A 12,645-nucleotide genomic window follows, 5' to 3' on the forward strand; every position below is an offset into this window, starting at 1 on the left:
CTCTCGTTAGTTTAGGCGAAGGGATAGGCTCCGCCTAGATTCTGTGCGCAAAAGCGAGAGAATAATGCGCCTGCTCGACTAGCGACCAGCTTTGGGAGAGGTAGACTGAATGCTGTCAGAATTGCATTCATGATCTCGATCGATCAACCTTTCCCTTGTTGGTGACCATTTCGGCATGAGTTTTCTTGATTCCCTGGCCATTCCACCCGTCGATGCCGCGATCATCGCGTTGTACATCCTCGGTACCACCTTGCTGGGAGTTTGGCTTGGTAAGGGAGAGAACTCGACAAGTGACTTCTTCTTAGGGTCAGGCAACTTACCTTCCTGGGCGTTATTACTATCGATTGTTGCCACCGAAACCAGTACGGTCACCTTTCTGAGCGTGCCTGGCCTCGCATTTAAGCAGGGAGGCAACTTTGGGTTTTTGCAGCTGGCGATTGGCTACATCATTGGCCGTGTCTTTGTACTGACCTTCTTGTTGCCGCTCTACTTTAAGAATCAGAATTCAACGGCTTACGAAGTGTTCCAACGCAATTTTGGGACTTCGACCCGCAAGCTGGCATCTGTCTTCTTTCTAGGGGCACGTACGCTGGGCGACGGTCTGCGGCTGTTCCTAACCGCGTTCACTTTGCAGCAGGTCATTCACATTAACTTCGACGTTAGTGTGATTGTGATCGCCGTTGCCACGTCCATCTATGCACTTTTTGGTGGTGTACGCTCGGTGGTCTGGAACGATTGCCTGCAGTTCGCGGTCTACATGACAGGGGCATTTATCGCAATCGGTGTGATCCTTTATCGGCTGCCTGGTGGGGCTCAGGAGTATTTCGCCTTTGCGTCAGAAACAGGTCGCTTACAGCTTTTTGATGTCAACTTCTTGCCTGAGAACGGCCAGTTGACCTTATGGTCCGGCATCTTCGGTGGCGCTGTTCTCAGCCTTGCAACACATGGTGCCGACCAGTTGATCGTGCAGCGATACTTGTGTGCGAAAGATCAACGGTCCGCTGGGTTGGCGTTGTTCTGGAGCGGTCCCATCGTGTTCGCTCAGTTTGCGTTGTTCCTGGCTATTGGTGCTGGACTTGCTTGTTACTACGCACAGTTCGATCCAGCTCGAGAATCGTTAGCAGGCGATCAAGCGTTTGCCTCGTTTATCGTCAATGATTTACCCGTCGGTATCCGCGGCGTGATTCTCGCTGCCGTGTTTGCTGCCGCGATGTCGACTCTCTCCAGCTCGGTGAATTCTTCATCGAGTTCACTACTCGACGATCTTGGTGGAGAAGAGCTTCGTAAATTGCCGGATAATCGCCGACTGCTCTTGGCACGCGTGTTTACGGTGCTCTTTACCGTACTTCAGGCCGTGGTCGCGATCGTCGCCTATTATCAGGGATACGCCACCACCGTCGTGCACCAAGCGTTGGCTATCGCCGGATTCTCGGCGGGGCTGTTGTTGGGTCTGTTTCTTATCGCACTAGTCATTGGCCGAGTACCCAGCCTGTACGCCAACATTGGACTACTAGCAGGTGCCGTGATCGTAGTTTGCGTTTGGCAATACTACGGACTGAGCGGCTACTGGAACTCGCTGGTTTGCTGCGTCAGCGTTTTCACGATCACCGCGACCATCTGGTCGATTGCCAATTTTATTTTCGAGCCATCGCCGATTGCCTCCGTTGAGGATGAAACATGATCTTGCGTACTTTGCTGCTTGCAACATTCCTTTCAATTCCCTCGCTCGCCTTGGCCGAGATTCCGACGGCAACGCCAGAAGAAGTCGGTATGGCAGGTCCGATTGCTCCAGCGATCGACCAAGAGATTGAAAAGGCTTTGGCTGAGAAAAAGATGCCAGGTTGTGTGGTCGTTGTTGTCCGACACGGAAAGATCGTCTACGAAAAAGCCCACGGTAATCGCCGAATTGTGCCCAACGTGGAACCGATGACCGTCGACACGGTATTCGATATGGCCTCGCTGACGAAGCCAATTTCGACTGCTACGAGTGTGATGCAGTTGGTCGAGCAAGGCAAAGTAGATCTCGATCAGCCAGTCTCGAAATACCTTCCTGAGTTCCAAGGTAACGGTAAAGAAGATATCACCGTTCGGCAATTGATGATCCATGTAAGCGGGCTTACGCCGGACAATCATGTGAATGATTACCTCGATGGCTGGGACACCGCCTACGAAAAGATTTGCGACCTCAAGCTGCTCTCCCCGCCTGGCGATAAGTTCCGCTACTCGGACGTCGGCTTTCTGCTGCTGGGCGAAATTGTCGCTCGTGTTTCCGGTCAGCCACTCGATCAATACGCCAAGGAGCACGTCTTCCAACCGCTGGGGATGACCGAAAGCGGCTACAACCCGCCAGAAGCTCTGAAGAAGCGTGCTGTGACCACCCAGGAAGAAGATGGTGTATGGTTGAAAGGGACGGTCCACGACCCACGTGCTCGCCTGTGTGAAGGCGTCGCTGGTCACGCTGGCCTGTTCAGCACAGCGCACGATCTGGTTCTATACGGTAAAGGTATGCTGGCCGCGCAGAAAGCGGGCGAAGGGCACGTCCTGAACCCCGAAACCTTGAAGCTGATGACCAGCGGATACGATGCCGTCGGAAATGTGCGCGGGCTCGGTTGGGATAAGAAGAGTGGTTATTCCAGCAATCGTGGCGCCAGCATGACGGACAAAGCATACGGACACGGAGGCTTTACCGGCACGGCGATGTGGATCGATCCTGGTCTCGATCTCGTCGTGATTTTCCTATCGAACCGCGTTCATCCAGATGGAAAGGGTTCGGTCAATCAGTTGGCTGGTCGTATCGGTACTATTGCCGCGGATGCTTGCCTCGCGACCGAAGAGAACACTGACGATAAGGGGACCAAGCTCGGAATCGATGTTCTCGCCAACGACAAATTTGCGGCCCTGAAAGGAAAGAAGGTTGGTTTGATCGCCAATCACACCAGCCGCGACAAGGAGGGCACTGGTACGCACATCTTGCTGCACGAAGCACCTGACGTCGACCTCGTCACGATCTTCAGCCCCGAACATGGCTTCGCTGGCTTACTCGATCAATCGCACATTGGCGATTCAGTCGAACCGAAGACAGGTGTCCACGTCAAGAGCTTATATGGCGAGACCCGCAAGCCAACTAAAGAACAGCTTGCCGGGATCGATACGCTGGTATTCGATATTCAAGACATTGGCTGCCGCTTCTACACCTACATCTCGACGATGGGTTTGGCAATGGAAGCCGCGGCAGAACTCGACATCGAGTTCATCGTTCTCGATCGCCCGAACCCGCTGGGCGGTGAGGTGATGGATGGATCGATGCTCGACGACGAGAAACGCTCGTTCGTCGGTTTCCATGACATACCGGTCCGACATGGTATGACGATCGGCGAGCTGGCTCAGATGATGAACGCTGAACGAGGCTGGGGAACCAAGCTGACTGTAATCAAACTGGAAGATTGGCAGCGCGACGAACTACTTTACGAAACTGGTCTCCCTTGGCGTAACACTTCGCCGAACATGCGAAACCTGGCCCAAGCGCTTATCTACCCTGGAGTAGGTCTGCTGGAAACAACCAACGTTTCGGTTGGCCGTGGAACCGACACACCGTTCGAGATCCTCGGAGCTACTTGGATCGATGGTCCAGAGTTGGCCGCCGCGATCAACGCTTACGAAATCCCCGGCGTCAAAGCCATTGGTATCGAATTCACCCCAGAGTCGAGTAAGTATGAAGGGGAATTGTGTGGTGGTGTGAACTTCATCATCACCGACTGGAGCAAATTCGAGACGCTTGACTTGGGCTGGGCCGTTGCGGCTAGTCTCAAGAAGCTATACCCAAACGATTGGGAAACTAAGCGATTGCCCACGCTATTGGGGAATCAACAAGTGCTCGATATGATCAACGACGGCAAGACGCCAGCTGAGATCAAAGTAACCTATCAAAAGGATCTGGCTGACTTCGCCAAACGCCGCGATCCATTTTTGCTGTACGAATAAATCGTGGCGGCTTAATGGTCGATACGTGACCGTCGCTCTTGTTCATAGCAAAAAGCCCACGCAAGTCGTGGGCTTTTTTGTTTGCATTCGCCAACATAATCGGCAGACTGGCATTAGGCTAAGGAGCCAATCAGTTACCAATCCACACTTCGCAGGAACGCCTTCCTTGGCAGCTAGTCGTTATCGCAGATTCACACTCAAGACGATCTTCGTTGCTACGGCGGTCGTTGCCATCCTGTTGGCATTGTTCATTCCTTCCGTCAAGCAGCAGTGGCTTGCCTACCAGCTTTCTCGTTACGACGTTTCTGCCGTAATGTTCGACCCAGACGGGGATATCACTTGGCTTGCGATAAGACGCACTGGTCAACTTCGACAACTACTGGAAGATTTTGATTGTTCCCATATCGAGTCGCTCGACTTAACACGATCTCAGGTCGATACTTCGATCGCCACTTTAAACCAATTCGATTCCCTGCATGAATTAAGCCTTTCCAATTCAACGCTGGATGACCAACTGGCATTAACCATGGTGGGCGTCACCGCAGAAGTGCTTTGCGTAAGTGACACTAAGCTCACCGCGAACGGTCTAACGTCCATACTCGACGCCAACTACATACGCACAGTTGATGCTCAGGGAACGATTATCAATCGTCAAGAGGCGGAAGACCTTTCCGAGAAGTATTCCGTCGTTATCTTGGTCGACTAAATTTGGAGCGGTACTGCGAAGCAAGCATCGTCCACCAGGTCAGCCAGACCGATTCTGTTAATCATCGATCACTCTGTCCGACGGAATTTGTTCGCCTCGGCATAGACTTCATCGATTAAGTCGTACTTTTCAGGCCAAATTGATTTCGTCGGTTTGAGATCGAGTTCCACAATTCGTCTAGCCGCCCTGTACGCGGTCTCTCGATCATCCCACATAGCGGCGACTAACAGAGTCTGGTTCATAGTGAATTCATCCCGTGTCGTCTGTGAGATGGCAAGCATTCCTTTCAATACTCGCTCACGCGAGAAATCGGTCTCGGTGTCAATGCCTTTCCAGCCCACAAAATTGACCACATGCTGTGCGATTCTGGCGTACATAATATCCCCATCAATGCCTCCCAATTTGTCCGCGGTGAAGCGGGCGAGATACTCCGTTTCGCCAGGTTTACCACCCCAGCGAGGCAGGCGTGCCACCGCTTCTTCAGCGAACGTACGGTGGTAGTTGGGATACTTTTCAAACGCTTGACGAAGATATTTGTTAATCTCTTCCCGTTCCCATTGCAGATTCTTTCCAGCAATAATCGCACAGGTGTAAGCTTCAGCAGGGACTTTCTTCTGGTCAAACAACGGAGCAGCAACCTCCCACGACTTCTCCATGTTGTCGTAGAACACTTCCCAGGCATCTTCCGCTACCGAGTTAGCATAGCCGGAACCTCGGGCCCGGTAACCGTCGGCAAGATATAAGCGGAACAAAGCAATCCGCATAAATTGGCAGTTGTTCGGATTATCTTGAATCCACTTGTGGATCACCTGGTAAGGCTCTTCTTCGCTCCCTTTGAATTTCGGCGCGATTGTTTGTACGCAGCTCATGAGAAATGAATATGGAGTTTCGTGCTCATTATCTTCAAAGTGATCAACTCGGTCGTTCCACTTTTCTGCAATCAACTCTAAAGCCTCGAATCTTCCCCGAGCGGCCTCATTACATACGGATGTCGATAGGGCCACAATTCCCGAAGTGACGTCCAAGAATGCATTCCATCTCGTCACGTGACCTTCTGGTGTGATCGTGACGAGAGCTTCCGCGTTCGGGAAAATCCGCGTATGCGCGGCCGAAAGTTCCACAGGCAGTTTCACCTTTTTGTTGACGCGTCCCAATGAGATCATCCGATTCTCTAGGAACTTATCAGTAAGGGTCCACATCCAAGGACTATGCTTCACCATGGCTGCGTCGTAGAGTGTGTCGTCGACTTTAACCTCGCTGAATTTTGCTTCGTATTTCTTGTCTCCCTTGTAGTACAAAACCGTCCATGCGAGTTGGTGGGGACTGCCGGTCACGAACCGATCATCGGATGAATGCATGAAGCTAGGCGGACGAATCGCAAGATGATTCTCGGTAGTGTCTTTGCCGTCGAAATAGACGTCCGTTACTTTATCTTGAGAATCGACGTGAATCTTCCACCAGCTTTCTTGCTTGCCACCTGCCGCTACGAGACTTCTTACGGCTTTGTTGTTAGTTGGGCCAAAATGAAATCCTTTTGATTTGCCCAAGGCATTCACCTCGAACGACTTTCCAAAATCATCAACCGCAATGATGCGATCTTGATCCGATGATACTTGAACCATCTGAATCGGCGACTTGAATGCATCGTACTGGATTGCGGGTTTGGACTTGGTAGGCACATAGACTTCAATAAGTCCTGACGGGAATCCAACAGCGAGCACCCTTCCGTTGGCAGAGATGCCAATCGCCGATTTCGACGATGCCTGTGCAGGAACGATTCTCGCGGTTTGCTCGCCGGTCTTCAGATTCCAAACAACTAAGGCTCCTTCTTTGTCAAGAACGAGCAGTGTGGTTCCATCCTCTGAAATCACGGTTTGGGAAGCAGGGGGCCCACTTAAGTCGAACTCGTTTGCCTTATTGATTTCTGGAGGACGAATGCGATGAGCGAGTCTTTGCCAAGATTCAACAAGTTCTTCATCGGTCGGCGGTTGTACGACATTCTGACCGAGCGAAGCATGAGCTGAGGTGGCCCATACAACAACCAGAACTACTGCACGATAGTAGGCCAAAGTCAAACGCATTTCGTCGGTACCCTCGGTCCGCTTTTAAGGAGCGCAGTGAAAAGCCATGTGTTAGCTAGTAGCTCTTCATTCTAAAAACAGGCTCATGCCACACGAAGCATATTTCCGTGAATATGACGTAAACTTGGTCACGAAAATTCCGGCATTATTCGTGTTTTTCACGGCGCGTTTGCGTGTCTGCCTCGGAGGTGCTAACGCGCAAAATTGGACTATGCGATTAGAGATCCGCTTGTGAGGCACTCGAAGAGGCACCCATTAAGGCGTCACAAAGCCGCCAGTCGTCGGCTGAGAACAACCCGTCGTTTCGGGAATGGTCAGCGGAAGATTTCGCAAACTGCGGACGGCCAACCAGGCGAAGCATTCCGCCTCGAGCGTATCAGGACTTAAGCCGCGCTGATCGATGGTTTGCACGGTTTGGAAGTGCTCGGCCAACATCGACATGATTACAGGATGGTGCACGCCCCCGCCAGTTGCCCAGAGGATTGCTGGAGGCTCGGCCATCGTCTGAGCCGACATGGCAATTGCCCCGACGGTAACCGCGCAAAGGGTAGCAGCCCCATCCTCGACGCTGAGTCCAGACACATCAATGTGATCGAACTCAAAGCGATCTGCCGACTTCGGTAAAGGTCGCTGAAAATAGTCGGCCGAAAGGGCGTCTTTTACAAGCTGCTGATGCACCGTACCACGCAGTGCGAGTTGTCCATCAATGTCGTGACTGAGACCGGCCATCTCTTGCGCCCATTCGTCCAGCAAACCACAGCCAGGTCCCGTATCGCCTGCGACGATCGACCCGTCCGCGCCAAGCCAAGTCAGGTTGGCCACTCCACCTAAATTCAAAACGGCGATTGCCTGGGTTTCGTCATGGAAAATCGCTTGATGGAAGAAGGTCGCCAAAGGGGCGCCTTGGCCACCACGCGCCATGTCACGGCGACGAAAATCGGAAACCACCTGTTTGCCGGTCTTCTCGGCGAGCAGCCAAGGATTGCCCAGCTGCATCGTGACCCCTTCGCCAGGGATATGTCGCACCGTGTGTCCGTGAAAACCAACCAGTTTGGCCGACTTCGCTAATTCGCCGAGTTGCTCTTCCAAGGCGAAGATTGCTTGGGCGTGATGCAGGGTCAGGTCGCGTTCCAAACGCAACAATTCGTCAAGTCGAACGTTATGCTGCGATGCTTCTAGGACGCGCGAGCGGACCTCTTCCGAATAGGGCAAGGTTAATCCACCGTGAAATTCGACGAAGTCTTGTCCGTCGGTTGTAATCAAAGCTGCGTCAACGCCATCGGCCGAGGTCCCACTCATTAGACCGATCACCGTATGACACTCTGGCTTATTCACGTTCTTGCTTCCCTCGTGCTCGCTGGCCCGTTATGAATTGACCCTCGCCGAAGTTCGTTATCGACGATTATTCCGCTTGTCGTCCAAGCTTAACCCACCAGATTTAACTTGACAGCCCACCACCCCCACCTCGCTTGGAAATTGACCACAAAATCTCGTTTCTGCGCAACCAACTGGCCGCAACAAGTTAGAATATAGGCAGTCACTACCATCTATTCCCCGAGAGATTGCTAACGACACGATGGCTCTAGAACCATCCCACCTTGATGAACGACGGCAGGTCCAGGTGGTTGCCGTTCTGGTCGAAACCGAGACCAGCTGGGGGCGACGCGTCATCCGAGGTATTGCCCATTATGCGGAAAAGCATGCCTCCTGGCATCTGCTGATTGATCCCCGTGATCACGACCAACGTTCGGCCTTGCCCGATGGTTGGCGAGGGCACGGAGTAATCGCTCGATTTTCTTCTCGGCTGCAAATCGAACAGATACTGCAGAAGAAGGTTCCCGCCGTCGACGTGGACGATGTCTGCGACCCGCTGCCTGGCGTCGGTCGTGTGATTACCGACGAATCAGCCCGGGCGGAATTGGCAGTCGAGCACTTATTGGCACGTGGTTTCTCGCAGTTTGCGTACTTCGCGCCCCCCAGTCATCGCTATTCCTCGCATCGTGGCGAAGCCTTCCAGCAAGCAGTCACCCAACGAGGCTATACTTGCCATACTTATCGTCCTGGCTATCGAGCTGGCCGAAAGATGTCGTGGGCAGAACAGCAGCGGCGCGTTAATCGTTGGTTGATGTCTCTCCCACGGCCTATCGCAATTTTGGCCGTCGACGCGCATCATGCGCGACAGTTAGCCGAGGTTTGCCATTTCTCGTCGATCCGAGTGCCAGATGAGTTCGCGATTTTGGCAGGGGACTCAGACGAACTGCTTTGCGAAGTTTCCACGCCTCCGTTGTCTGCCGTATCACTAGCTTGCGAACGGATTGGCTATGAAGCAGCCGCGATGCTCCATCAAATGATTGAAGGAAAGCAGGCACCGCGTGAACCAGTTCTGATTGCTCCGCATGGCGTCGTTAGCCGTCAGTCGACCGATTTCTTGGCAATTGACGATCCACTGATCGTTCGTGCCCTGCGTTTTATTCAAAATCATACTCAGCATGGAATCGGCGTGGACGATGTACTCCGCGAGGTCCCTTTATCGCGCCGCAGCCTGGAGATTCAATTCAAATCTTACCTCGGCCGCACGCCTGCCGAGGAGATTCGTCGTGTTCAGTTAGAACGCGCTCGCGAGTTGCTCTTAAACCGCGATATGTCGATCACCGAGGTGGCTCTTTCCTCAGGATTTAGCAATGCCACTCGATTCGGAATCGCTTTCCGCAAGAAGTTCGGCACGACGCCCCGAAACTTCCGGAAAAAACTGCTCACCGAGTAAACGCGTAAACTCCGCGAATTAGGGGCAACGTCAGCAATTTCTGATTTTCCGCAAACTACCGCAGGCCTGGCTTTCGCGAATTAGGTAGCGGCCCAATCGATCACACAGCGGCATAGATCGCCTCTGACGCTTCTCGATGGGCAAACCCGCCTACCTACCCCAATCTCTCAAGGGACTCGCGTATGTCACCCACAGATCGCCGAGAAGATCTAAGTGCCGCGATTGATTTTGTGCTGAAGAATCTGCGGCATTGGCAGTTGGAAGAAACGGTTCAGCCCTATTACGAAGCTTGGCTGAATCGATTAGAGGACTCGGACGAAGCGTGTGATCACCTCAAACCACCGGAGCCAGATGAAGAGCCGCGCGGCCCCGCACAAGAATGGCGTTACCGGTCGTTTCTCGATCACGAACTCGAAAAGCATATTTCCGAGGGGCGACTTTCCAAGGAACTTTGTGCCCATCTGCTCGAAGAAAATCGGCTGCGAGGGCGTAAGCTACGACCTCTCATTCATATGACGGTCCCGCACGCAGAGATTGCCGATGAGTCCGACGAAACTTCTTCCCCGAACGGCGAGACTTCTACGCCATCTAGTACCACGTCGGTAAGCTTTTTGCTTGAGGCAATACTCGACCCACGAAGTTTGCAATACTTGATGATGCTCGGAGGTGGGCTCTTGGTATTGGGATTGGTCATCTGGCTCGCAACGCAAGGCTTCTTTGATAACCCGGTCGTCGTAGCTACGCTGCTGGCCGTAGGCAATCTCGCCGTACTGGGCGCCGGAGCATTCATGCTGACCCGAACTCGGTTTCAATTGGCCGGTCGTGGACTGGCATTATTGGCGTGCATGTTGATGCCCTTCCATCTATGGTTTTACGACTCTCAGGGGCTGATCGTCTTGGACGACGGGGGGCATCTCTGGATACCTGCCCTGGTGATCGCCCTGCTCTACACAGCTTGTGCGCTACTGATTCGAGACACAATGTTTGTGTACGCGGTCGTAGGTGGAGTGACTCTTACCGGACTGATGATCTTAGGCGACCAAACGATTGCCCGCTTTTGGGAAGGCGCCGCGGCCACGACACTGCTAATCGGCATCGCCGCAGCTTCGATTCACGCCGAGCGTGCATTTTCTCCGGGAGATGGTCCCTTCTCACGAAAGGAATTCGGTCTCGCATTCTATCGCGCTGGTCACTGCGTTCTAGCCGCTGGTTTGGTGGTGATGTTGAACTGGACGGTTTGCGCGTGGACATACGGTTATGGCTTGTCCGACCTATGGCTGGACTTCACGCACACGCCTATTCCCTTCACGGAACCTGCGCTTGCAACGAGTCATTCGATGAAGCTTTTGGCACTGGGCCTTACGTTGACGGCGACTTACTTGTATGGCTATTCGTACATCGTGGTGCGGCGTCAGTTGGTTTGGGTCGCAGCGGTGACTTTGACCTTCCTGTGGAGTGAGCTGATCTTCGTTGATCTCTTGCCACTGCCTATCACGGCAAACCTTGTGATAACCATGTTCGCCGCGACGGCCATTGTCATGAATACACTTCGCTGGGGAATCTCGGAACGGCCAAACCGCGGTGCCGATGAAGATGAAGGTGGTGCCGTTGCTCAAGACACATCCTTGCTGATCAGCCTAACCGGCGGGTTGGCAACGCTTCTGGTGGCAGTACCGCTGTGTGTCGGAATCACAGGGTACGTTCGAGCTATGTTCGATGCGTTCACCGTTCAAGAACTCGGCGAATTCTATATGCTCGCGATGGCGTTGACCGCAGTTGCCGGTTACCTGGGAGCCCATACGCGACGGCACGAACCAGGAATGGGCAGTACAGCCAATTGGACCATGTCGGGACTAGCCGCTGTGTTGTTATCCTTCGGCGTACTCTCTTATAACGGGCTGGATTCTTGGGACATTACTATCCCAGTTATGCTGCTTCTGCCACTCGCCATAGCAGCGATTCTCACTGCCTGGAGACCGACTTTCACTGTAGCATTAGCCACAACAGCTCAGGTTATCGTCGCCTTACTCGTTCCTCTGGCGGCTTACGCAAGCATTCATGGCGTAGGATTACGCGTGGCCCCCGCGACCGGAGTGAGCAGTCCTTTAATGTTCGCGGCCATCTTGCTCGAAACTGCAATCTTTTTTGTCTTATTGACCATTCGCACCAAGTCGGATGTTACGATTTACATGTCCGCGTTAGCCGCTTCGGCTGCTCTTTGGCAAGTCATGTACTTCCATGAGTACACGCCGAATGCCTACCTCTTGTGCTACGGTGGATTGGGCTTGGTGCTTCTCTTCATCCATCATGTGTTCACGACTGCAGCCGTGAAGCGTTCAAACGTCGCCACCGCGATCGATTGCGTCGGACACTTGATGCTGAGCATCGCTGGCGTGGGTTGCATCCTGATGTCACTCAATCGTCTATGGGTTGATGGCTTCCATGGCGAAACCGTTTTGCTACAAACCGGTTTCATCGGGGCGGCACTGATAACGTCGCTTATGCAACCAAACGCGGATCTACGACGTTGGTACCACGTGCTGGCGATCGGTGAAGCGGCGGCAATGTTCCTATTGGTGACATTCGGTCTCGATCTCGAGCCATGGCAGAAGACGGAGATCTTCGCCACCGCCTCCGGATTAATTTTCCTCTTGGCGGCTCATGTAGGTTGGGCTCGCGAACAGGAACGACCTCAGGAATGGGTCACGGTTGGACTGGCAATCGGAAGCCTACTGACGGTTGGACCATTTGTCATTGGCATGTTGGCACAACGGTTTGATTTCTATACGGAGACTACTGACTGGCGATTCGTGCACGAGATCGGCGCCTTAACCGTAGCCCTGATCTTACTCGGCTCGGGCATTCTATGCCGATTGAAATCGACCACGGTCGTAGGCGGGATTGCAACTCTGACCTATGTGGCGACGCTCTTGGTCTTCATCCGCTTGCCGCACCAACTTCAACACATGGCGGTCTACATGATGATCGGCGGTGGGATCTTTTTTGTTGTCGCCTTGCTGCTAAGCATTTATCGCGATTACTTATTGTCGTTGCCCGAGAGATTGCGTAACCGCAAAGGACTCTTTCGCGTTCTGACGTGGCGATAGAATGCG

7 protein-coding genes are annotated in these 12,645 nt (G+C 53.2%); 5 read left to right on the plus strand and 2 right to left on the minus strand.

Annotation, left to right across the window (positions count from 1 at the left end; all coding sequences use genetic code 11):
* Positions 1-175: 175 nt before the first annotated feature.
* The 3 genes from C5Y83_RS00420 to C5Y83_RS00430 all read left to right on the plus strand — a co-directional run bounded on the left by C5Y83_RS00420 (position 176) and on the right by C5Y83_RS00430 (position 4,687).
* Entirely contained in the window at positions 176-1,681 is a 1,506-nt protein-coding gene (locus tag C5Y83_RS00420) for a sodium:solute symporter family transporter (RefSeq protein WP_105327675.1), read from the plus strand.
* Positions 1,678-3,981 (plus strand): exo-beta-N-acetylmuramidase NamZ domain-containing protein, encoded by a 2,304-nt coding sequence (locus tag C5Y83_RS29720; protein WP_105327676.1) that lies wholly within the window; start codon positions 1,678-1,680, stop codon positions 3,979-3,981. Before C5Y83_RS00420 ends, C5Y83_RS29720 begins: the two co-directional genes overlap by 4 nt.
* Before the next feature lie 166 nt (positions 3,982-4,147).
* Positions 4,148-4,687 carry a hypothetical protein gene (locus C5Y83_RS00430; RefSeq protein ID WP_105327677.1) on the plus strand — a complete coding sequence of 180 codons (540 nt, stop codon included), beginning with the start codon at positions 4,148-4,150 and terminating at the stop codon, positions 4,685-4,687.
* Between the two features lie 68 nt (positions 4,688-4,755).
* Here C5Y83_RS00430 and C5Y83_RS00435 read toward each other — a convergent pair whose 3' ends face one another.
* On the minus strand, positions 4,756-6,768 hold the full coding sequence (locus C5Y83_RS00435; RefSeq protein WP_105327678.1) for a hypothetical protein: 2,013 nt from the start codon (positions 6,766-6,768) through the stop codon (positions 4,756-4,758).
* A 255-nt stretch (positions 6,769-7,023) separates the two neighbouring features.
* Positions 7,024-8,103: an anhydro-N-acetylmuramic acid kinase gene (locus C5Y83_RS00440; protein ID WP_105327679.1), complete on the minus strand. Its 1,080-nt coding sequence runs from the start codon at positions 8,101-8,103 to the stop codon at positions 7,024-7,026.
* 241 nt (positions 8,104-8,344) lie between these two features.
* Between C5Y83_RS00440 and C5Y83_RS00445 the strand changes: the two genes are divergently transcribed.
* Positions 8,345-9,532, plus strand: a complete 1,188-nt coding sequence (locus tag C5Y83_RS00445) for a xylose operon transcription regulator XylR (RefSeq protein ID WP_105327680.1) — start codon at positions 8,345-8,347, stop codon at positions 9,530-9,532.
* A gap of 182 nt (positions 9,533-9,714) precedes the next feature.
* Entirely contained in the window at positions 9,715-12,639 is a 2,925-nt protein-coding gene (locus C5Y83_RS00450; protein ID WP_105327681.1) for a hypothetical protein, read from the plus strand.
* Positions 12,640-12,645 lie beyond the last annotated feature (6 nt).

Source organism: Blastopirellula marina (assembly GCF_002967765.1).
Classification (GTDB): Bacteria; Planctomycetota; Planctomycetia; order Pirellulales; family Pirellulaceae; genus Bremerella; species Bremerella marina_A.

Excerpts from the sequence above, each read along its gene's own strand:
- C5Y83_RS00435 (WP_105327678.1), bottom strand. The coding sequence starts at position 6,768 with ATGCGTTTGACTTTGGCCTACTATCGTGCAGTAGTTCTGGTTGTTGTA.
- C5Y83_RS29720 (WP_105327676.1), top strand. The coding sequence starts at position 1,678 with ATGATCTTGCGTACTTTGCTGCTTGCAACATTCCTTTCAATTCCCTCG.
- C5Y83_RS00450 (WP_105327681.1), top strand. The coding sequence starts at position 9,715 with ATGTCACCCACAGATCGCCGAGAAGATCTAAGTGCCGCGATTGATTTT.
- C5Y83_RS00420 (WP_105327675.1), top strand. The coding sequence starts at position 176 with ATGAGTTTTCTTGATTCCCTGGCCATTCCACCCGTCGATGCCGCGATC.
- C5Y83_RS00445 (WP_105327680.1), top strand. The coding sequence starts at position 8,345 with ATGGCTCTAGAACCATCCCACCTTGATGAACGACGGCAGGTCCAGGTG.